Raw genomic sequence first — 19,752 nt, forward strand, 5'->3', positions numbered from 1 at the left:
CTCATTTCTCCTTGGACCGGCAGGAAGCGGGGGACGCAAAAAGCGCAAGATCGTCCGCTGCGGCGGGGAGGCCCCATCCGCGCAGGAAGGGACCCGTAAATTCGTCCGGGCCGTGTTCGATGACGATCGCATCGATCCGGCTCTGGCTATCAGGGTCGGACGCACCGCACAGCGCCAGGGCGACCGGTCCCAGATCCAGTTCGAACAGGCGGTTGCCCCGCCGGGACTGGAGATAATAATGGCGCTTGGGGGTTGCGCGGCTGATGAGCTCGATCTGCCGTGCATTGAGGCCGAAGCGCTCATAGGCGGCCCTCGACTGCGGTTCGACCGCCCGATCGTTGGGGAGCAGGATGCGCTGCGGACAGCTTTCGATGATCGCGGGTGCGATGCTGCTTTCGCTGATATCGGCAAGGCTCTGGGTCGCGAACAGCACCGACACATTCTTCTTGCGGAGGGTCTTCAGCCATTCCCGGATGCGCGCGGCGAAGAGCGGATCGTCGAACAGGCTCCAGGCCTCGTCCAGGATCATCAGTGTCGGCCGGCCGTCAAAACGCTGCTCGATCCGATGGAAAAGATAGGTAAGGACCGGAGCGACCAGGCCCTTGCGCCCCATCAGCGCCTCGGTTTCGAAACATTGGACATCGCGCTGCGCGAGCCGCTCCTCCGCGGCGTCCAGATATCCGCCATGACTGCCATCCAGCATATAGGGCGCGAGCGCCAGCCGCAGCGCATTGGACTGGAGGAGAAGCGACAGGCCGGTCAGCGTCCGCTGTTCGACAGGCGCGGTCGCAAGGCTGGAGAGCGCGGACCAGAGTGCATCCTTGATTTCGGGGGTCAGCAGCACGCGTTCCTGGGCGAAGATATCACCCAGCCATTCGGCCGCCCAGCTACGCTCGTTTTCCCTGTCGATATCGCGTAATGGCTGGAAGGAAAGCGGATCGTCTTCCCCCTCGCCAACGCCCAGTGCATGGTGGCTTCCACCCATGGCAAGCACCGCCGCGCGAGCCGACCGTCCCATGTCGAACATGATGACGCGGGAACCGGCATAGCGGCGGAACTGGAGCGCGATGAAGGACAGGAGAACCGATTTTCCCGCGCCGGTTGGCCCCACGACCATCATATGCCCGACATCACCGACATGGGTCGACAGGCGGAACGGTGTCGATCCGCTGGTCTTTGCCTGGAGCAAGGGCGGCCCGGCGAGGTGGCGATTGCCATGAGGTCCGGCCCAGACGGCGGAAAGCGGCATCAGATGGGCGAGATTGAGGCTGTGCACCAGCGGCTGTCTCACATTGGCGTAGACTTGCCCCGGCAGGCCCGACAACCATGCTTCGACCGCATTGACGGTTTCGCGGATGCAGGTGAAGCCAAGGCCGTTCACAACCCGCTCGACGGCGCGGACCTTTGCGTCGACGGCGGCTATGTCGCGATCCATCACCGTGATCGTCGTGGTCAGATAGCCGAAGGCGACATGATCGCCGCCCAGCGCCTGCAAGGCGAGGTCCGCATCGACTACCTTGTTTTCGGCATCGCTGTCCAGCAGCTGGGCCGGTTGATTATACATCACCTCGCGCAACAGTGCCGTGACCGATTTGCGCTTGTTGAACCATTGCCGCCGGAGCTTCGTCAAAGCGCGGGTGGCATCGCTCTTGTCGAGCGCGATGTAGCGCGTGACCCAGCGATAACCGAAATTCTGGTTATTGAGGGCGTCGAGCAGGCCCGGCCTACTCATATTGGGGAAACCGAGCAACGTCAGCGTGCGGATATGCTGCTCGCCAAGGCGCGGTTCGAGCCCGCCGACAAGCGGCGTGTCCGCCAGCAGGCCGTCGAGATAGAAGGGCGTATCGAGGACATGCACGCCATGATCCCGGTCCGACACGGTCGCATGAAGAAATGTCAGGGTCGCGGCATCGTCCAGCGGCTGGATTTCAGGCATGAAAGTGCTGAACAGATCGATGATCCGCCCCGTCTCGGCCACAAAGCCGCCGAGCGCCTGACGCCAATCGCGCCGCAAATCCTTACCCTCGCGCTCGACAAGATGCCGCCCCGCCGCATCGCTGCTGTCAGCGGGCGGCAACCACAGGAGAGTTGCGTGATAAGCACTTTCGAAATGCTGCTCGTGAGACGCGAATTGCGCGCGCCGTTCCTGATCCACGAGCCAGGAAGCGGGATCGACAAAAGCGCCATCGGGATAACCCTGCGCTTCCCGTCTGTGCACGTCGAAGAAGATCGCCCAGCCTGAACCGAGCCGTTTCAATACATTATTGGTGCGCGCGCAGGTGGCAATCAGTTCCGCTTCCGTCGCGCTCTCGATGTCTGGACCCCGGAAACGGAATGTGCGCTGGAAACTGCCATCCTTGTTGAGGACCACGCCGGACGCCACGAGTGCGGCCCAGGGCAGATGGTCGGCAATGCGATCGGCCCGGGACCGATATTCGGAAAGGTTCAGCACGTCCAATATCCCTTCTGCCGGAGATGGCGAAGCAGGACCGGCGCGAAATCGGGATCGCGACGGGTCGCTATGACCGCGATGCTGTGCCCGATCGCCCATGCCGCAATGCCGACCAGCCATTGTTGAAGGCCAAGGCCAATCGCAGCGGCCAGCGTCCCGTTGACAATCGAAAGGCCACGAGGCGCCCCGCCCAGCAAGATGGGTGAGGCGAGGCTCGCATGGATGGGCACCTCGAAGCCTTCGATCGCGCTCATGCCACGAGCGCCCCGCCGCCGAAGCTGAAGAAGGAGAGGAAGAAGGACGATGCGGCAAAAGCGATGGAAAGGCCGAAGACGATCTGGATCAGGCGGCGAAAACCGCCCGATGTTTCGCCAAAGGCGAGCGTGAGGCCGGTCGAGATGATGATGATCACGGCGACGATCTTCGCCACCGGTCCCTGCACCGATTCCAGCACCTGTTCGAGCGGCTGTTCCCAGGGCATGCCGGAGCCGGCGGCATGCGCAGCGGCCGAAGCCATGGCAAAGCTGACGGCAAGCATGATGGCAACGGACCCGGCGCCGCGAAAGGCAGCTGGCTGGGACAATGATATTTTGATCATGGATGGTCTCCTGTGGGGAATGGGGGGACGAGGAGTTCGGTGAGCCGGTAGCCGCCCTGCGGGTCGAGACCATCGACGCGCGCGAGGCTGGTGACCCGCCGCGAGGCGCCTCGCCCGGAGAGAAAGACGATGAGGTCGATGGCCTCTGCGATGAGGGCGCGCGGAACCGTCGCCACGGCCTCCTGCACCAGGCTTTCGATACGGCCGAGCGCAGCGGCTGACCCATTGGCGTGGACGGTCGCAATCCCGCCGGGGTGACCTGTATTCCAGGCCTTGAGCATGTCGAGGGCTTCGGGTCCCCTTACCTCACCGACGATGATCCGGTCGGGCCGCAAGCGGAGCGTGGAACGCACAAGGTCGGTCATGGTGACGATGCCCGCCCGCGTGCGCAGCGCCACGGTATCGACCGATGGGCTTTGCAATTCGCGCGTGTCTTCGATGAGGATCAGGCGTTCCTCGGTCGCCCCAATCTCGCCCAGCAGGGCATTGGCAAGCGTCGTCTTGCCCGAGCTGGTGCCGCCGGCGACAAGGATGTTCCACCGCTCATGCACCGCGCGACGTAGGAGTGCTGCGGCGGTATCGCTGATGATGCCATCGCTGACATAATCGTCCATGCTATAGGGACGAGATGCCGGCTTGCGGATCGCGAAGCAGGGGCCGACCGCAACCGGCGGCAGGATCGCCTCAAAACGCTCGCCGGCCCTTCCTTCGGCCTGCGGCGGCAGTTCCGCTGATAATATGGGCGCGCCGGCATGGACCTCGGCACGGACATGCGAGGCAACCAGGCGGATAATCCGTTCGACTTCGCTGGGCCCAAGGACAATATCGGTGTCGACGCGTCCCTCGCCCAGCAGATCGAGCCGCAGGGCACCATCGGGATTGACCATGATCTCGATCACGCGGGGATCATCGAGCGCCGCAGCGATGGCCGGCCCCATCGCGCTGTGCAGCATGGCCTTGCGCCGTCCGGCTGCCGTTTCATCGCGCACGGTCGTCGTGGATGTCTCATGCCTGCTCACCCCTCGCCTCCCTCGGCCGATGGGACCGCGATCATCCGCTTGCCGGTCGCAAGCTGGCGGCCAACCTGGCTGATGAATGCCTCGAAGCGCTGGCGGCCCTGGGCACGTCCAACCTCGTCATTGTCCCCGAGCGGGGGCGTCACCATGAGCTGATAGCGGATGAAGAGAGCGAGGCTCTCGACCAATATGTCAATGTCGCGGCGGGCAGCTGTCAGTTCCTTCGACAGTTCATTGAGGCGCATGCGCAGCGCCGCTTCCGCCTCGCTCGCGCCGCGATGACGCAGCCATGTCCGCAACGCATCATTGACCAATCGGCTCTTATTCCCTGCATAGCCGGTAGCCATGGCATCGAGCGCATCGCCGATCTCGCGGTCGATGTAGAGATTCTGGCGGATCTTGGGTGCGCGCTTCATAGCCCCAGCACCTTTTCATGGGTTGACGCGACATCGATGGCATGGCCACGGATGACCGGCGCCATGCGCTGCGCCTGCTCCATGGCGCGCTTGTCGGAAACGACGTCCTCATCCTCGACGATGGAGCGATCCATCTCCGGCTCGGAATCCTGCCTATCCGGCTGAACCTCATTTTCAAGCGCCGGATGCCGATGCTGCTCGCGCCCACCTTCGTCGGCCGCCTGCCTAGTCTCGGCGGTGGCGGGGACCATTTTGCGTCCCGCATCGGCGGTCGCACCCCAATCATCCTTCCGGGACGGAGGAATGTCGGGATAGGCCTTGTCGCTTAGCAGCGGCGGCGCTCCGACACGATCTGCAAAATTGGGGTCGTTATAATAGCGCAGCTTCTTCGCGCGGATCGGCGCCATGCCGGCGACGAGGACCAGTTCCTCGTCGGCCGAAAGCTGCATGACTTCGCCGGGCGTCAGGAGCTGGCGTGCGGTCTCCTGACGGCTGACCATGACATGGGCGAGCCACGGGGCCAGACGGTGGCCGGCATAGTTGCGCATGGCGCGTTGTTCGGTCGCCGTTCCCAACGCGTCCGATATCCGCTTCGCGGTCCTCTCGTCATTGGTCGCAAAGGCGATACGGACATGGCAATTGTCGAGAATGGCATTGTGCTCGCCATAGGCCTTCTCGATCTGGTTGAGGCTCTGCGCAATCAGGAAGGCGCGGATGCCGTAACCGGCCATGAAGGCAAGGCTGGTTTCGAAGAAATCCAGGCGGCCAAGCGCGGGGAACTCATCCAGCATCATGAGGAGTTGGTGCCGGCTTGTCGTCCCGGCCTGCTGATCGAGCCGTTCGGTAAGGCGCCGTCCGATCTGGTTCAGGATGAGCCGGATCAGCGGCTTGGTGCGGCTGATATCGGACGGCGGCACCACCAGATAGAGGGAACAGGGCTCTGCACCCTCCATCAGATCGGCGATCCGCCAGTCGCAGCGCGACGTCACTTGCGCAAGGGTCGGGTCGCGATAGAGGCCAAGGAACGACATGGCGGTCGAGAGCACGCCCGAGCGTTCATTCTCGCTCTTGTTCAGCAATTCCCGGGCAGCGGATGCGACGACCGGATGGACCTGCGGATGCTCGTTCGTCCCCAGATGGTTGGCGGTCATCATGCGATGGAGCGTTGCCGCAAAGCTCTGCCGGGGATCGGACAAAAAGGTCGCCACATGGGCGAGCGTCTTTTCTTCCTCGGCATAGAGAATATGGAGAATGACGCCAACCAGCAGCGAATGGCTGGTCTTTTCCCAGTGATTCCGGGTGGTCAGCGCGCCCTCGGGGTCAACCAGGATATCGGCGATATTCTGGACGTCCCGGACCTCATCGGCGCCGCGGCGGACCTCAAGCAGGGGATTGTAGCGGGCCGAGCGCGCGTCCGTCGGATTGAACAGCAGGCAGTGCGAGAAGCGAGCGCGCCAGCCTGCCGTCAGGATCCAGTTTTCCCCCTTGATGTCGTGAATGACCGCGGACCCGGTCCAGGACAGCAGGGTCGGCACGACCAGCCCGACACCCTTACCCGAGCGCGTGGGCGCAAAGGCCATGACATGCTCAGGCCCCTCATGACGCGAATAATGGTGGCCATGGCGGCCGAGCATGACGCCGGCCGGCCGATACAGTCCCGCCCGCCGAACATCTCTGGAACTCGCCCAGCGCGCCGAGCCATAGGTCGTCACCTGCCGGGATTGGCGGGCGCGCCATAGCGAACCGAAGATCGCGGCGCCGCAGCCGACGAACCCGCTGGCCGCGGCCAGCGCGCCTGCCTTGTCGAAGACGATCGGCGCATAAGCGTCGAAATGATACCACCAGGGAAAGAGCGACCAGGGGCGATAGACCGGAATGTCGCCGAGCATGAACCAGGCGGGCCCGAGCTGGGACTGATAGGCGAGCATGGCTGCCGCCCATTGGGTGGCTGCCCATAGGCCTGCAAGGACGATAGCCAGCACAATGAGAATCTGGCCGATCAGCAATTTGGTCGGGGTCACGGTTTTGCTCCCGCCCGCCGGACTGGTCCGGTTCGAGCGGGTTCAAGAATCCGTCACAGCGCTTCAGAAGGACATGGTGCAGATCGGCGCAGATCGGCTCATTCCGGACGCCATCTGCGGGTCTACACAATCATCGCCCGATCGATCAGGCCCCGGCATCCACCCGCAGCTGTTCGATTCGCTCGCATGCCGATGTTTCGACAGCATCCCGCAACATGCAGACGGACCGGGCAATCGCCTCCAGATCCTCGATACTGATGTCGTACTGGGCCGAGTAACGCGACTCGACATAGGCGCGCTTCAACAGTTCGAACAGGCGACGCTCCACCCTTGTGCCCCGCGGCCAGGCTGAGATGAGACGTGCCTCGATGTTTTCGGCAAGGGATCGAAGAAATTTGATGTTATGAGAGCGTGGAAAATACAGTGTTCGAACGAGCAGAAAACAGGCATATGCAGTTTCAGCCGCCTGATGAAAGTTGAAAGCCGCTTTACGCTTCCAATCAAGATCCTCTTTCGCTTTCGATCCAGCATATCCAGCCAGATCGATCCAGTTATCGAGTGATTTTATCTGCTCCCTATAATATTTGTTTGCCATCTCGAAAGCGTCTCGAGGCGTCAGTGGCTGTGGTGCTACCAAACTCGATCCGGGGAGTTCGTACAGAACGATCCCGTCGCGAGCGATATCGACCCAGAAATATTCGCCTTTCCGCAGCCCCTGATTCACCTCATCCAGTGTGTGAACGATGATGTTGACCGGCCGGCCCACATCATCATCGTGCAGGATCTTGTCCTCGGCGACATACCAATAATCTGCAATGTCGGTGAGATCGGCATGGCTGACGATGATCAGCAGATCGAAATCGGACTGGTAGCCATTTTCAGGTTCGTCGACCCAATCCGTACGCGAATAGCTCCCGAAAAGGATGATCTTCAGGATTCGCCCGTTGCGCTTCCAGGACTGGCTTGCGCGCGACGTCGCCTCGACAAATTCCGCAAGCAGAATTTTCTGGACCAGCTCCAACTCGCCGCGCTGGACATCCGGCAGGTGATCAAGATCCGCTTTCATGGCCGGATTCTCGCGGGATTTCCTTCCCTTGGCAAGCGCCTATGAACTTGTCCTGTATGGAGGGGCGAAGCGTAACCCATCATGGCACGCAGGGGCGAGAGCAGCCCTCCAGGTCACGGGTGTTGCATTTGCTTGCCAAGCCAACAGCTTTTGATTAATTTTTAATCATATCGATTTGGAGTTATGAGGATGGCAACGGGAACCAGGGTTTTGACGGCCCATGTGCCGGAGGGGCTGGCCGATAAAGTCGATGCCTTGGCCGCTCGCATCGAACGTTCGCGAGGGTGGATCATGAAACAGGCTCTGGCGGCATGGATCGACCAGGAGGAAGAGCGGCACAAGATGACGCTTGAGGCCCTGGCGGATGTAGACGCGGGCCGGGTGATCGATCATCAGAGCATTCAGGCCTGGGCTGACAGCCTTTCGACCGACAGCCCGCTACCCTCGCCGACCGCATGAAGCTTCAGTGGACCAGCAAGGCGTCATCTGATCTTTTGCGCTTGCATGAGCATCTGCGGCCGGTCGCACCTGAGGCAGCCGCGCGCGTCGTGCAGCAGCTTGCGCATGCGCCTGACCGCCTGCTCGACTATCCGCGCCTTGGCGAAAAGCTGGAGGCCTTCGAACTGCGTGAGGTCCGGCGAATCATCGTGGGCAACTATGAGATGCGATACGAGATCGTAAGCGGCACCATCTTCATTCTCCGCCTTTGGCATTGCCGGGAGAACCGGAGCTTCGCAGCAGAGCAATGAACGACGAAGCCCGATCTTATGGACAGAATGGCGAAAATGATGCCCAGCCAGACGATGTGACAACCTCCGCATAACTGACGACCGTTTTTCCAAGCTCAACTGATCGTCGATCCGCCTCGGCCACGCCCGAAGGACCAGCTCACGCCATCTTCGCGCATCAGGCCGGACACGCTTTGCCCGACACGCCGCTCCAGCACCGGCCGCCAGGGCAAGAGCGCAAAATCCCGCGACCGTTCGAGCACCGCAAAGCGCCCGGAAATGAGGTCGACCCGGCGCCTGTATATACCCTCGAGCTTCTCGCCCTCGACGGTCTCAGCAAATGGCAAAGCCAGTTCGCGCGATAACTGGCCCGCCACGCGCAAAAGCTCACGTCGCCGCAGGACTGCGAGGAAATCCTTGCGATAGCGTATCTCGCCTTCGCCCTGCTCGGCCAGCCCTTCCTCCACCAGCCATTGCCGCCGACGCGCCAGCGCATCCGTCATATCTCGGCCGAACCCTGCATTGCGCAACTGGGGAGGATCACCGTCGACCAGCGTGCGATCGAGCCAGGTTGCCGCATGGGCGGTCGCCAGTTCTGCGACACCCACCGGCGAGAGCATCGCGATCATAACGGGCTCGGCCTTGAGTTGTCGCTGCTCGAACGCCGCGACGCGCTCAAGATGGTCGGGGGCAATGCTCCAGCTCCCATCGCCCAAGCGCACGGCAATATCCCCGGCACGCGCAAGCGCTTCGAGCCTGCGGGCATGTGCTTCCACATAGTCCGAACGCGCATCGGGGTCATGGAGGCGATGCGCTTCGCCATCATAGCGCCCGCCATTGCCTGCCGCGACGGCAGCGATCGTCCGATCGACCTCGCGGACGGCCGCTTCCCTTGGCCTGATGGCAACGACCGGGCCGCCCGGCTGAGGACTATCGCCCTCCACCTTCGATGGCGGGAACCAATCACCGGTCTCGCCCTTGCCGATCGGCACATAATGGGTGCGTCCGTCGACACCGTCGACCAGCAGAAAATGTCGATCCTCCAGCTCGTCGGCAAGCCCACGCATGAGCAGGCGCCCGATGAGCGGCTGTGCACCCGGCGCGGCCGGATCATAGATCAGCTGGTCAGCGCTCGCCCGCTCCAGCCGCAGCCGCGAAAATTCGCGCTGCATCGTGCGGATGATGTCCCCCCTTTCCCCCATGGTGTGAAGGACGGTTTCAAGATCGGGATCAAGCCGATAACGGCCGGTGGGCAAGGGCTCGGCCAGCCCCATGCGCGCAAGATGCCCAAGTCTGCTCGCCTGCAGGTCATGTTCAAGGGGATCGCGGGCCACGGGTTTGACGACATGGTCATCGGCCATGCGGAGCAGCGAACGGTCGATCGAAGTGAACCTGTCCTGCGTGATTTCGGCGCGGCGCGAGACGAGAATTTCGCGATCGCTTCTGGGGCCAAGATCAAGTTCAACCAACTCAGCCGCACGCTCGCGCAATCCCCTGCCGATATAGTCGCGCGCGATGACAAGATTGTCGCCATCCTCATCGACGCCCCGCAGCAGGATATGGCTGTGCGGATGGCCTGTATTATAGTGATCGACCGCGACCCATTCGAGTCGCGTGCCGAGATCTTCTTCCATCTGCCTCATGAGACGGCGAACAAGGGGTTCCAGATCCTCGTAGCGGTTCCCATCCTCCGGCGCGACGATGAACCGGAACTGATGCCTGTCTCTATTGCCCTTCTCCAGAAAGGCCTTGCCGTCGGCATGGTCTTCCCCGGGACCGTATAGCGTGCTGCGCTCACCCGCCCTATTGGTCCCGTCCCGCTGAAGATAACGCAGATGGGCGACCGCCTGGTTCCCACTCTTGCCACCCAGCCTGACGAGCCGCGCCTTGACGATGACGCGCCGGCGCCGGAAGAGCGTATTGCTCCCCCCAACGCTAAGCAACCGGCCGATGCCGGCACCACGCCCATAGCGATGGCCGGAAAAACCGGCACGTCCCTTTCGTCCAGGCCCTGCGCCCCGCGCCAGATTGGCCGCCGCGATCACTCTTCCAGCATAGCGCCGCGCCTTGGGTCCAGGCGACGCACGCTGCCGTCCAAGCCGGGGCGTCAAATCCTCATCATCGGCCATCGCATGGTTCCTGCTCTGGCCCCTCTCGTCGCCAGAGTGCGACATCTCTTGCGCCATGGAAAGCGGTGCCGCCAGAAAGCGCGGAAATCCGTGGCTTTCAGCGAGAAATGGCACTGGACGCGCGCTCATCCCGAACCATGGCACCACGAAAAAAGATGTGCAGACAAAGGGTTAGACGGCATAAGGTGCCGGCTCTTTTATCTTGCCTTACGCGCCCTATCCGCCCCCGTTGCCCCCTCCCTCCTGCTCGCCGCCCCTCGCCCACCTCCTTTCCGCCGCGCAAAAGCCGCAGCCGCCTCGAAGGAAATTCCCCGCCGCTCGTCGTTTCGCGACGCCCCGCCGGTGCCACTGATGGCGATGTCCGGTTCTGAAAAAGGGGACGCTTCCTGCACGGAAGCGTCCCCTTTGCCGATCAGGACAATAGCCCCATGCGATTGCTTGCCGTGCGAAAATGCCCGCTGTCCAATTCAACGCCGAGGAAGGCGCGTCCGCAACTTTGCGCTGCTTCCAGCGTCGATCCCGAACCGCAAAAAGGGTCGAGCACAATGTCGTCTGGCACGCTGAAAGTCTCGATCAGGGGGCGCAAAATCTCCACCGGCTTCTCGGTCGGATGGCGCCTGTTCCCGGTATAGAGGGGCCAGTCGATCACGTCCGGCAGGGGATGCGCGGGCTGCTCCGGGCGTCCTTTTGCCAACAGGAAAGCCTGCTCATGCTCGTAGCGAAGGAAGCGCGTCGCCGAAGCATAATGTTTGCGAAAGACGATATGGCCGACTGGCAGCAGCCCGACGGAACGCCAGGCCATCATGAACTTTTCAACAGCACTCCAGCCGTAGAAACTGACGGCGAAACTGCCCGGCTTCATCACCCGCGCGACTTCTGCGAAAGCGGGGAGGACCCAACGTGCATTATCGTCATTGGCCACGCTGCGCCCGTCGCGCGACCGGTATCGGCAAATATAGGGCGGATCGGTAACAACGAGATCGATTGCCCCATCGGGTAGCATTTTCAATTTTTCAATGCAGTCGCCATGGGCAATGCGGTTTCGGGGAACGGACTTTGCCCGTGGTTGAAAATGGGACGAACGCGCCTCCTCAAGCGGTGTCTTTTCCATGTCTATATGCTCCTGGTGCTGGGGTCGGCACCGTCATCGGCGCCTGCCCCCTGCCTCACGGCGAGCAGCGGGAGAGAGGGGGGCAGCGGGAATCTGCCGGGGTGGTGCGGGCGCAGGCGCAGCCGAGCCACGGCCCGGTCGATTGCCGTTGCGGGGGAGAGAGGGCGGAGTTCTCTTTCCCCTTCCCTGCATAAGGAAACGGCTTGGACCCCGGCGTCAAAGAAGCGCGATTTCACCGCTGCCAATGCCGTCAAGGACAGGCTGAACGGCCAAGTGCCCAGCCGATTTTCAGCATGAATGACCCTATGGGGCGTCAATCCGGCGTGCCCCACAGGAAGCGGGCGCTCCCGCTCAACCCGCCTCCCAGCGTGCCCGCGCGATGTTCTCCCCCACCGCATCATGCCGCGCGAGCAGGCCTTGCGCCCTGCCCTCGCCATCGACCAATATGATGGCGTTGAACCATGTGCCGCCCAGGCTGCCGATGATTGCGATCCGATCGAGTTCTTCCTCCTCATCGCAACCTTCCCAGCCGCCCAGCCAGCGTTCCGCTCGCCGCGCGTCCCAGAGAAAATCAGCCTCCTCCGCAGCGATCAGCTGAGCCAGATCCCCAGCGATGTCCTTGTCCATCATGCCCATGATGTGCCTCCATCATTCGATCCGTCCTCCTCATCGAGGACAGACCTTCCGGGGCGGGCGGCGGCGCGGCTGTCAGGGCCGCGAAGCGCCGCGTCAGCGGCGGCGGAGGAACCGATTTTGTCGGGTCGGCAACAAACAAAATGCGCGCATCGCGCGCTCCATCTCCCGGCAAAATTGGAGGGGCCGCCGGCCTTGCACAGCCGCGTCGCCGCCCGCCATGCTGGGCCTTGCCGAGACGAGCCCTTCCGCCCTCCCGATGATGAGCGACCATCGAACCGGACGCCGGAGTGTTCCCGCACCGTCCTCCATGTTCAGAAGGTTCGACGCACGGCGAAAAGCGAATCCGTTTTCGCTACCCCATCGCGTCCTGATTCTTCGGTGGCAAGTTCCGGTTTTTCCACGCGATAGAGGAACAGGGACGGAGGATTCTTCGCCGGCGGGCGTGTTTGCGGCGCAGCCCATTCCATCCCCAGCGATGCGGTAATGCCGGTCATATAGGCGCGCGTTTCCGGCGGCAGTGGCCGACCTTCTAAGAGAAATTGCCGATAGCGCGCCGGGCCGGCATGATAGGCTCCGAACAGTCCCGGATAGCCGAAACGCCGGTTCATGGCGGCCAGATAGGCCGTGCCCGCGACGATATTGTCATGAGGATCATGCGGGTTCTGTCCAAGACCATGAAGCCTGCGCATGTCCGCCCAGGTGCCGGGCATGAGTTGCATCAGGCCCATGGCCCCGGCAGCACTGGTGATCGGCCTGCCCCGCCAGACCGTGCGGCCGCCACTCTCCGCGCGCATGACCGCTTCGACCCATTGTCGGTCGATCCCGAAACGGGCCGATGCCGCGGCGATATCTTCGGCCCTAGCCGCCACGGGATCAGCGTGCAGTGGCGCAGCCAAAGGGATGAGCCCGATCGCTACTGCCAGCACCAAGTCCCTTAGCGTAGCCATAGCGGGCTCGCTTTGCCGATGATGTCGCCCTCGCTGACCGGCCCGAAATAGCGGCCGTCAAAGGAGGCCGGAACCTTGTCCATGAGCAGGAAATAGCGGCCGGGAAGCAGGCCCTCGCAGCCCTCCCACCAGGGCAATGTCCGGCCCATGCTGTCGTGCGACAGACGTCGCGCGACCGGCTCACCGTCCAGCGTCACCCGGTCGCCACGGGCGCAGATGATGTCGCCCGGCACGCCTACGACCCGCTTCATCAGCGGCACGTTCATGGGGAGATAATGCCGCCGCGCGGCGAGCAGGCGAGCTGGATAGGGCGCACGCGCCACCACCATGTCGCCGCGCGCGAGCCGCGCGCCGGGCGAGACCAGATAGAAGCCGGCGGGCGCGCTGGCGGTCGCGTTCCAGAGCAGGCGCGGCGGCGGCGGAAAGACGATGGTCGCTCCGAGCGCGAACCCGCCGAGGCCCAGCCAGACAAGCTGGCGGCGCAGATGGTGCCGCCGCGCACGAGCGGCACGCAATGCCTCGCCCCAGGCGAAAAGCGGCAGGTCGCGGGGCCGGTTCATGCGCCTTCTCCCGACTTGCGGGCGGCCGACCAGGCATCGAGATCGTCCACATGATAGCGCCAGTTCCCACCATGCATGCGGCAGAGCGGACCGCGTCCCTGATGGCGCAGGCGCTTTAAGGTGTTGGCGGCGATACCCAGATGAAAGGCCGCCTGCTTGGCGGTCAGATAAGGGCAGGTTTCGCGCGCAATCCGCGCGCGCTCGGCCAGTTCCCGCGAAACGGCGCCGCGCCGCTCCTTCGCATTGTCGTCCATGGCTGTTTTCCTTGGATGCCCGGCCCCGGAAGGGGGCATTTGGGCCAGATCGGCTCATCCTGGGCCGATCCAGTCCATCCGGGCACGGTCGGAAAATGGGGGGCACGCTTTTCGACCCCCCAGCCATCATCGACCGGTCCCGGCCGCGTGGGAAGCGGCCGGGACCGAGGGCAGGCCGTCAGTCGGCGGGGTTCCAGATGATGGCGAAGGCATCGTCATCATCCTGACCGGCCGCCCGGCCGAGATTGGCGTAGAGCCGGCGGGGTCCGAATTCCGGGGCGGCGAGGCTCAAGGAAACATAGTCCTTGCCGGAGGTTTCGCTGATCCGAATCCAGCCCGCCCCGATCTCCACGCCCGACGCCATGACGCGATAATCGGGCTGGCTGTTGCCATTCTTGCGGTTGTTGGGGATGATCTCGACATCAGTGCGGATAGAGAGGGTGCGAAGCTGGCCCTTGAAGCCGTTTCCGTTGCGGGTGACATAACCGATAGCAGCCATTTCCTGTCTCCTGATGCGCGCCCGCGAACCATTTCCGGGCGACAGCAGGCCGGCATGGCCGGGACGAAAAGGCCTCGTGCACCGAAGGCCGAAGCGGCAGCGGAGGACCGGGCGGCCAGCCTTATTTGATGCGCGAGGAGCCCTGTCAGGGGCGGGGAAATAAGGCGCAGCAGCGCCGGTTGCCGGAGGACGGGACCGGCCTAAGAGCCTGCTTCCCAAGGCGCCGGAATGGATCGCGCAGCAGCGCACCCGGGAAGCGATGGCATGGATGGCCTGTCAGCCCGCCAACCGGGCAATGAGTCCAGGATGCGCCAGGCCATATCCGCGTCGACACAGCCCAGACCGCGCAAACGGCAAGGATCCGCGCCATTTTCTTAAAAAGGGGTGCGGAGAGCGGCGGGACTGCTGGCCGAAGAGAATAATCCGGCCCAATAGCCTTCGGGCGGCCCACGCGCCGCTGTCCCAATGCTCTTTCGTCAATCCCGGCCGGGTCGCTAAAGCCGAAACGCGCCCATGGTCCACCGACAGGGAGGCTGACGTCACCGGGCGAACGGCGCATCCGCCTATCGCGACGGGTCTGCGCACCGTGGCCAGCATGAATCAGAAGCTCCGCCCCTCCTGAGAACGTCCCATGGTGGGGATAGGATATGCCAACAAATCCGACATCATAAGCATATGTTCCAACTCAAAAATCTTGCAGAATTGAGTTTCCCGGCACCATCAATGCGGTTATTCCTGATCCAGGTGAATGGGGGCCTACGACATTGGGCCAGGCCCGTCCTGACCGGCAGGGACGGCCATCAACGGAGACAGTGGAAAATGCGCCTGATCATCGCCCTTATCTTTCCCTGGCTAACCTTCTTCACCATCGGCAGGCCGCTTGCGGGCATCGTCTGCTTTCTTCTCCAGATCACGCTGATCGGATGGCTGCCCGCGACGATTTGGGCCGTCTATGCGCTGAGCCAATATAAGACCGATCGCAAGATCGAGCGGGCGCTGGCGCGCAACGCGGGATCGATCCGCTAAACATTGCGTCTCGCTCCCGGCCTTTTCAGGACATTCCCGGGATGAGTTGCGATAGGCTGCACCGGCAATGGGGCAGTATGTGTTCCTGACCATCCCGTTGATCGAGTCGATCGTCAACGGCGGCGGATCACCATGCCGCCTTCATCGCACAGACTGCATGCGCCCCTGAAGCGCCCAAAGCCGTGACTGCCGGCCAGTTCATGTCCCGCCCCTCATTCCAGCGGCCCCTTGCGGGACAGGCACCATAGAGGCAAGGGGAAATAGGTTTTACCGCGCGGGCGCGCCGCCGATTTTTTTGCTCCCTCAAAGCCAAGGAACGGGACCGCCCTGCGATCCCGTTCCTCCTGTCCAGCGCTGTGTCAGGCCGCCAGCCGCTGTTCCTGCTGGGAAATCTGCTGCCCGGTTTCATCCCGCCCATCGGGGTCCGGTAGGGCCGCGCCGCCCTGCGGCGGCACCGGGTCATCCTCCCCGTCCTGCGCCGCGTTCGCGGCAGCGCAGGCCGCTTCATGCGCTCTCACCGTGCCGACGCCGCCGCGCGCCGTATAGGCGGACGGAGGGAAGGCCATCCAGCGCGGCACCCATCCGACGCGTGCCTGCCGCCCATTCTCCCCACGCAGATGATCGCCCAATATCCGGCGCTGAGTCTTGGCCTTTTCCCTGGCATTGGCCGCAGCGACTCCCTCCCCCGCCACGTCGGCCAGCAAGGCTCCCAGCAGTTCGCGGTCCCGCAGCAACTCCAGAAAGGCGTCATCGCCCTCCCACCATTGCCCCATGTCAACGCCCAGCACGAGGCCGACCGCCTCGACGGCAGCGCCACCGCTGGCGAGACATTCCCCCATGACGACCCCAACGATGTCCATCAACGCGGCATCCGGAAGGTCGAGCATCCGATGGAACAGTGTGACGAGGGCGGGCACATCATCGCCGCCGACAAGATGTGGCTCGTCGGGTTCCGCGCCCAGCAGCGCCAGCACCGCACGCCGCCGCTCGCTGAACAGGGCCTCGCCCCGGCTCGCCGCCAAACTATGCGCGACCTCCTCATTGCGCGCCGTCTGCGGTTCGGGTCGGATCGACCAGAGGGACGAGCCTGCAACGACATGGGCCAGCATCAGCCGGAGCGCCGTGTCGGGCCGGTCGAGCAGCGCCGCGCGCACGGCGGCGTGGCGATGCAGATCGACATAGATATTGAGCGCCGAGGTGAGTTCCGGGCGCACGATCTTGGGCCGCTCGGCTTCACTCTGCCCTGACGCCCTCTGCCGGGCTTCCTTGCGGCTCAAATACCCCTCATGGATGACCGCCTCGCCATTGGCGCGCAGATCGACATAGACGCGCCCGCCCTTGCGCTTGGGCGCCTTCTCATATTCCCAAACCGAGAAATGCTCGGTCACAGGCACGATCACCACATCGCTCCAGCCCGCGTCCAGCCATGCCTCGCGGCGGGTGTCGAGCTCCGCATTTTGTGCGTCCCAGAAGGCGGCGGCATCAGCAAAATAGGCGTCCTCCCCGAACAGGTCCGATATGATGACCAGCCCGCTTGCCTGTTGGTCGAACAGGGCATGGCGCACCGGGATCGACTGGCCGCCGAAAAGCCAAGCCTTCAGCTGATGCCCGACCGGTGCATAAGCATCCTCGTCATCGAACAAGGCGAGCCATGCGCGCTGCTGGCTTTTCGACGCCAAGGTCAGATGCCGCACCGTCGCGCGGTCAATCTCCTCGCGATCATAAAGCTGCCGGATACGGGGCAGGAGATTACCGAGCGCCAGCACCCGCCGCACGGCGATGTCGGGTAGGCCGAAGGTCGCCGCGATATCCTCCACACTGCGTCCTTCCTTCACCAGCCGGGTAAAGGCCTCCCATTGCGCCACTTCGGCGGGATCGCGGCGCGCGGCATTTTCGATGAGCGAGGCTTCGATGGCATCGGCATCATCGCCTTCGTCGAGAATGGCGCAGGGCAGCGCCGCGCATTCGGCGTCGGCATCGCCCGCCGTCCGCTTTTCTTGCCAAACGGCGCGGGCCGCATGGAAGCGGCGGCTTCCCGCCACGATCTCATATTCGGGCGCACCGTTTTCAGCTTCGCCCGCAGCCGTTGCGCAGAGCCGCACGATGACGGGCTGGATGACGCCGCGCTTGCGCACAGTGGGCAATATGTCGCTTATATCGGGAGCCTTTTTGCTCCAGCGCATATTGGCCTTGCTGATGCACAGCCTCTCAAGGGCGATAAATTCGAGTTTCATGGGTCTCACTCCATTTGTGCAAATGGCCGGTCCCGCCGCGAACGGACCGTCGCGGTGGATAGGTGGCGGGACCGGTCCTTAAATGGGCGGCAGGCGGCCGCCCGCGCCTTCGCCGCTCAAGGCGGCGGAAGCTCGTCGGTCGGCCGGGCCGTGAGGCTGCGGGCGAGGAAAGTCTGGGCCTGAAGGATGGACCCGGCGCGGCGGGCCATGTCGGCCCAGACCGAAAGCGGATGCAGCGAGGAAAAGGCAAGGTCGCGCTCGATACGCAGGCCAAAGGGCAATCGGATGCTCTCGATCTCGCGCAGGGAGAAATATCCCAGTTCCGGGCATCCGAAACCCAGATCGGCAAGACCGAACAAACTGTCGCCATCCTGCGCCAATTCAGTGACGAGCCACGTCGCAGCCCCAAAGGGATTGAAGAATTTGGCGACAGGGCAAGGATCATGCCCTAGGATTTCCACACTGGTCCGCGCCTGCGCGCGCAGCTTGGCGCGCAGTTCATCGGAAAGGAGGATCATGCCGCCCTCCCCTGCATGGTGTTGACCGCTGCCGCCGGATGGGCGTTTCCCTGACCATCCACTGCCTTCCGGGCAGAACGATGCCGTTCCAGCAACCAGTCGGCGGCAAGACTGGCCGCGCGCGCGGCGCGGAAAATGGCCTTGCTGTCCTCGCGCAACACCGCCAACCATGCGCCGATATAATCGGCATGGCGCACGGTGGGGACGATCCCCAGCGATGCGCAGAGGAAGGCCGATCCCATTTCCGCGATCAGTTCCTCGCGGGCATAATTTGGTGTTCCGAAAGTGTTCGTGAGGTCGCGCGCCAAGCGCGAGGCATGACCGGTCGCATGGGTCAGTTCGTGCAGGCAGGTCCGGTAATAGTTGATCTGCTCGAAAAAGGCGGGTTGGGGCGGCACCTGCACGATATCGAGCGAAGGCATATAATAGGCTTTGTCACCGCCGATGCGAAAATCGACGCCGCTCGCCGTGATGACTTCCTCTGCTACCGGGACAATTTCGCGTTCGGGCAGCGGCGCAGGATCGGCAATGATTTGGCCTTCCAGCCCCTCGCATTGCGCGATATTGAAGACCGTGAAGCGTTTCAGGAATGGAACCGTCCGCGCTTCTTCTCCGCTTTCCTGTGCGCGCGCCTTTTCGGCCTCGGGAATGAAGCGGTCGGCATAGACCAGCATGCAACCCTGTTCGTCCTTGCGGACATTGCCGCCTGCTTGGCTTGCCTGCCGGAAGGTCAGCCAGCTCTGACTGGGATAGCCCTTGGCAACCCCCTCGCCCCAGAGCAGAAGAATGTTGATGCCGGAATATTCGCGACCTGAGAGCGCGTTGCGGGGAAGCGCTGGACAAGCGCCAGTGCCTTCACCCGCCTTGGCCCAAGGCTGCACCCAAGGCAGCCGCCCCGCCTCCAGTTCGGCAACGATGCGGGCCGTTACCTGCTCATAGATATTGGGCGGCGCACCATCATGCGCACCGTGCGCCCGATCGCCTGCATATTTGCCGATCGAATGTGCGTGATTCCGACGCCGGTCATGGGCGCGGGATGAAGAACGGGACGTCATGCCTAGCCTCCAAGGACCACCCCAAAACCCCAAATGGTCCCCCGCAGGGCGGGGGTGGGCGGCAAGGCGCACGGCAAGGCACGCGGCCAAGCGCCGAGCGCACCCGAAAGGGCCGAAGCGAAGCGGAGGAATGGCGGCCTGCCGCCATTTGCGAGAGGTGCGCGCGGGCCTAGCAGGGCGACAAAGCCCATCCCCGCCTGAAGGGATGGACCAGAACCAGCAACGCCGCGGCGCCCCGCGCCGCGCCCATATCGGGACGGCAAGGCCGACCCAACCGCCAGCGATCGAAACCCCGTGGCCGAGACCCGCCCGACGGGGCTCGGCAGCGAGGCCCCCAATGGCCGAACCGTGAGAGCGCGGTCGCGCCGCCTAGGGCGGCGCGAGGCGGCCTTAAGCGTCTGGCGCAATCACGGCAGTTCAAAATGCCGCGAAAGCCATTGCCGGCATTAAATAGAAAACGCACCAAGCCGGAGCCGCGGCCGGTCT

At 63.5% G+C, this 19,752-nt stretch carries 20 protein-coding genes; 3 read left to right on the forward strand and 17 right to left on the reverse strand.

The features are described 5' to 3' along the window. Position 1 precedes the first annotated feature (1 nt). The 7 genes from trbE to HUK73_RS10540 all read right to left on the reverse strand — a co-directional run bounded on the left by trbE (position 2) and on the right by HUK73_RS10540 (position 7,569). Positions 2–2,452 (reverse strand): conjugal transfer protein TrbE, encoded by a 2,451-nt coding sequence (trbE, locus tag HUK73_RS10510; protein WP_176591853.1) that lies wholly within the window; start codon positions 2,450–2,452, stop codon positions 2–4. After that, complete coding sequence (locus HUK73_RS10515) at positions 2,446–2,706, reverse strand: VirB3 family type IV secretion system protein (RefSeq protein ID WP_176591854.1); 261 nt, start codon at positions 2,704–2,706, stop codon at positions 2,446–2,448. The genes trbE and HUK73_RS10515 overlap by 7 nt, the downstream gene beginning before the upstream one ends. After that, entirely contained in the window at positions 2,703–3,050 is a 348-nt protein-coding gene (locus HUK73_RS10520) for a TrbC/VirB2 family protein (RefSeq protein ID WP_218036446.1), read from the reverse strand. The genes HUK73_RS10515 and HUK73_RS10520 overlap by 4 nt, the downstream gene beginning before the upstream one ends. Next, positions 3,047–4,003 (reverse strand): P-type conjugative transfer ATPase TrbB, encoded by a 957-nt coding sequence (gene trbB / locus HUK73_RS10525; RefSeq protein ID WP_176592917.1) that lies wholly within the window; start codon positions 4,001–4,003, stop codon positions 3,047–3,049. The genes HUK73_RS10520 and trbB overlap by 4 nt, the downstream gene beginning before the upstream one ends. Before the next feature lie 62 nt (positions 4,004–4,065). Further along, positions 4,066–4,482, reverse strand: coding sequence for a CopG family transcriptional regulator (locus HUK73_RS10530; RefSeq protein WP_176591855.1), 417 nt, complete (start codon positions 4,480–4,482; stop codon positions 4,066–4,068). Further along, positions 4,479–6,503 carry a conjugal transfer protein TraG gene (locus HUK73_RS10535; RefSeq protein ID WP_176591856.1) on the reverse strand — a complete coding sequence of 675 codons (2,025 nt, stop codon included), beginning with the start codon at positions 6,501–6,503 and terminating at the stop codon, positions 4,479–4,481. Before HUK73_RS10535 ends, HUK73_RS10530 begins: the two co-directional genes overlap by 4 nt. 145 nt (positions 6,504–6,648) lie before the next feature. After that, the gene (locus HUK73_RS10540) at positions 6,649–7,569 is read right to left on the reverse strand and encodes a HEPN domain-containing protein (protein ID WP_176591857.1); all 921 of its coding nucleotides are present in this window, start codon (positions 7,567–7,569) and stop codon (positions 6,649–6,651) included. A 189-nt stretch (positions 7,570–7,758) separates the two neighbouring features. Here HUK73_RS10540 and HUK73_RS10545 point away from each other — a divergent pair, with 189 nt between their 5' ends. Both HUK73_RS10545 and HUK73_RS10550 read left to right on the forward strand, forming a co-directional pair. Continuing rightward, a complete protein-coding gene (locus tag HUK73_RS10545; protein ID WP_176591858.1) occupies positions 7,759–8,028 on the forward strand; it encodes a CopG family ribbon-helix-helix protein in 270 nt (89 codons plus the stop codon). Further along, positions 8,025–8,318: a type II toxin-antitoxin system RelE/ParE family toxin gene (locus HUK73_RS10550; RefSeq protein ID WP_176591859.1), complete on the forward strand. Its 294-nt coding sequence runs from the start codon at positions 8,025–8,027 to the stop codon at positions 8,316–8,318. The genes HUK73_RS10545 and HUK73_RS10550 overlap by 4 nt, the downstream gene beginning before the upstream one ends. 95 nt (positions 8,319–8,413) lie before the next feature. Here HUK73_RS10550 and rlxS read toward each other — a convergent pair whose 3' ends face one another. The 7 genes from rlxS to HUK73_RS10585 all read right to left on the reverse strand — a co-directional run bounded on the left by rlxS (position 8,414) and on the right by HUK73_RS10585 (position 14,433). Further along, positions 8,414–10,426: a relaxase/mobilization nuclease RlxS gene (rlxS, locus tag HUK73_RS10555; protein ID WP_176591860.1), complete on the reverse strand. Its 2,013-nt coding sequence runs from the start codon at positions 10,424–10,426 to the stop codon at positions 8,414–8,416. A gap of 412 nt (positions 10,427–10,838) precedes the next feature. Beyond that, positions 10,839–11,537 carry a DNA methyltransferase gene (locus HUK73_RS10560; RefSeq protein WP_176591861.1) on the reverse strand — a complete coding sequence of 233 codons (699 nt, stop codon included), beginning with the start codon at positions 11,535–11,537 and terminating at the stop codon, positions 10,839–10,841. Between the two features lie 351 nt (positions 11,538–11,888). Then, positions 11,889–12,173, reverse strand: coding sequence for a hypothetical protein (locus tag HUK73_RS10565; protein ID WP_176591862.1), 285 nt, complete (start codon positions 12,171–12,173; stop codon positions 11,889–11,891). 311 nt (positions 12,174–12,484) lie between these two features. After that, positions 12,485–13,120: a lytic transglycosylase domain-containing protein gene (locus tag HUK73_RS10570; RefSeq protein ID WP_176591863.1), complete on the reverse strand. Its 636-nt coding sequence runs from the start codon at positions 13,118–13,120 to the stop codon at positions 12,485–12,487. Next, the gene (locus HUK73_RS10575; protein WP_176591864.1) at positions 13,108–13,680 is read right to left on the reverse strand and encodes a S26 family signal peptidase; all 573 of its coding nucleotides are present in this window, start codon (positions 13,678–13,680) and stop codon (positions 13,108–13,110) included. The genes HUK73_RS10570 and HUK73_RS10575 overlap by 13 nt, the downstream gene beginning before the upstream one ends. Continuing rightward, positions 13,677–13,934, reverse strand: a complete 258-nt coding sequence (locus tag HUK73_RS10580; RefSeq protein ID WP_176591865.1) for a helix-turn-helix domain-containing protein — start codon at positions 13,932–13,934, stop codon at positions 13,677–13,679. The genes HUK73_RS10575 and HUK73_RS10580 overlap by 4 nt, the downstream gene beginning before the upstream one ends. 178 nt (positions 13,935–14,112) lie before the next feature. Beyond that, complete coding sequence (locus HUK73_RS10585; protein ID WP_176591866.1) at positions 14,113–14,433, reverse strand: DUF736 domain-containing protein; 321 nt, start codon at positions 14,431–14,433, stop codon at positions 14,113–14,115. An 819-nt stretch (positions 14,434–15,252) separates the two neighbouring features. Between HUK73_RS10585 and HUK73_RS10590 the strand changes: the two genes are divergently transcribed. Continuing rightward, on the forward strand, positions 15,253–15,459 hold the full coding sequence (locus tag HUK73_RS10590) for a YqaE/Pmp3 family membrane protein (RefSeq protein ID WP_176591867.1): 207 nt from the start codon (positions 15,253–15,255) through the stop codon (positions 15,457–15,459). Positions 15,460–15,818: 359 nt separating this feature from the next. Here HUK73_RS10590 and HUK73_RS10595 read toward each other — a convergent pair whose 3' ends face one another. The 3 genes from HUK73_RS10595 to HUK73_RS10605 form a co-directional block, all read right to left on the reverse strand. Continuing rightward, on the reverse strand, positions 15,819–17,693 hold the full coding sequence (locus HUK73_RS10595; protein ID WP_176591868.1) for a ParB N-terminal domain-containing protein: 1,875 nt from the start codon (positions 17,691–17,693) through the stop codon (positions 15,819–15,821). Between the two features lie 116 nt (positions 17,694–17,809). Continuing rightward, complete coding sequence (locus HUK73_RS10600) at positions 17,810–18,211, reverse strand: DUF2958 domain-containing protein (RefSeq protein ID WP_176591869.1); 402 nt, start codon at positions 18,209–18,211, stop codon at positions 17,810–17,812. Next, on the reverse strand, positions 18,208–19,266 hold the full coding sequence (locus HUK73_RS10605) for an ArdC family protein (protein ID WP_176591870.1): 1,059 nt from the start codon (positions 19,264–19,266) through the stop codon (positions 18,208–18,210). Before HUK73_RS10605 ends, HUK73_RS10600 begins: the two co-directional genes overlap by 4 nt. Between the last annotated feature and the right edge of the window lie 486 nt (positions 19,267–19,752).

Source organism: Sphingobium sp. EM0848 (assembly GCF_013375555.1).
In the GTDB taxonomy this organism is placed as follows: domain Bacteria; phylum Pseudomonadota; class Alphaproteobacteria; order Sphingomonadales; family Sphingomonadaceae; genus Sphingobium.

Bases quoted from the DNA above. Each gene is read 5' to 3' on its own strand.
- HUK73_RS10545 (WP_176591858.1), top strand. From the start codon at position 7,759: ATGGCAACGGGAACCAGGGTTTTGACGGCCCATGTGCCGGAGGGGCTG.
- HUK73_RS10595 (WP_176591868.1), bottom strand. From the start codon at position 17,693: ATGAAACTCGAATTTATCGCCCTTGAGAGGCTGTGCATCAGCAAGGCC.
- rlxS (WP_176591860.1), bottom strand. From the start codon at position 10,426: ATGGCCGATGATGAGGATTTGACGCCCCGGCTTGGACGGCAGCGTGCG.
- trbB (WP_176592917.1), bottom strand. From the start codon at position 4,003: ATGCTGCACAGCGCGATGGGGCCGGCCATCGCTGCGGCGCTCGATGAT.
- HUK73_RS10530 (WP_176591855.1), bottom strand. From the start codon at position 4,482: ATGAAGCGCGCACCCAAGATCCGCCAGAATCTCTACATCGACCGCGAG.
- HUK73_RS10515 (WP_176591854.1), bottom strand. From the start codon at position 2,706: ATGAGCGCGATCGAAGGCTTCGAGGTGCCCATCCATGCGAGCCTCGCC.
- HUK73_RS10540 (WP_176591857.1), bottom strand. From the start codon at position 7,569: ATGAAAGCGGATCTTGATCACCTGCCGGATGTCCAGCGCGGCGAGTTG.
- HUK73_RS10600 (WP_176591869.1), bottom strand. From the start codon at position 18,211: ATGATCCTCCTTTCCGATGAACTGCGCGCCAAGCTGCGCGCGCAGGCG.
- HUK73_RS10585 (WP_176591866.1), bottom strand. From the start codon at position 14,433: ATGGCTGCTATCGGTTATGTCACCCGCAACGGAAACGGCTTCAAGGGC.
- HUK73_RS10570 (WP_176591863.1), bottom strand. From the start codon at position 13,120: ATGGCTACGCTAAGGGACTTGGTGCTGGCAGTAGCGATCGGGCTCATC.
- HUK73_RS10605 (WP_176591870.1), bottom strand. From the start codon at position 19,266: ATGACGTCCCGTTCTTCATCCCGCGCCCATGACCGGCGTCGGAATCAC.
- HUK73_RS10560 (WP_176591861.1), bottom strand. From the start codon at position 11,537: ATGGAAAAGACACCGCTTGAGGAGGCGCGTTCGTCCCATTTTCAACCA.
- HUK73_RS10520 (WP_218036446.1), bottom strand. From the start codon at position 3,050: ATGATCAAAATATCATTGTCCCAGCCAGCTGCCTTTCGCGGCGCCGGG.
- HUK73_RS10575 (WP_176591864.1), bottom strand. From the start codon at position 13,680: ATGAACCGGCCCCGCGACCTGCCGCTTTTCGCCTGGGGCGAGGCATTG.
- HUK73_RS10550 (WP_176591859.1), top strand. From the start codon at position 8,025: ATGAAGCTTCAGTGGACCAGCAAGGCGTCATCTGATCTTTTGCGCTTG.
- HUK73_RS10565 (WP_176591862.1), bottom strand. From the start codon at position 12,173: ATGGGCATGATGGACAAGGACATCGCTGGGGATCTGGCTCAGCTGATC.
- HUK73_RS10590 (WP_176591867.1), top strand. From the start codon at position 15,253: ATGCGCCTGATCATCGCCCTTATCTTTCCCTGGCTAACCTTCTTCACC.
- HUK73_RS10580 (WP_176591865.1), bottom strand. From the start codon at position 13,934: ATGGACGACAATGCGAAGGAGCGGCGCGGCGCCGTTTCGCGGGAACTG.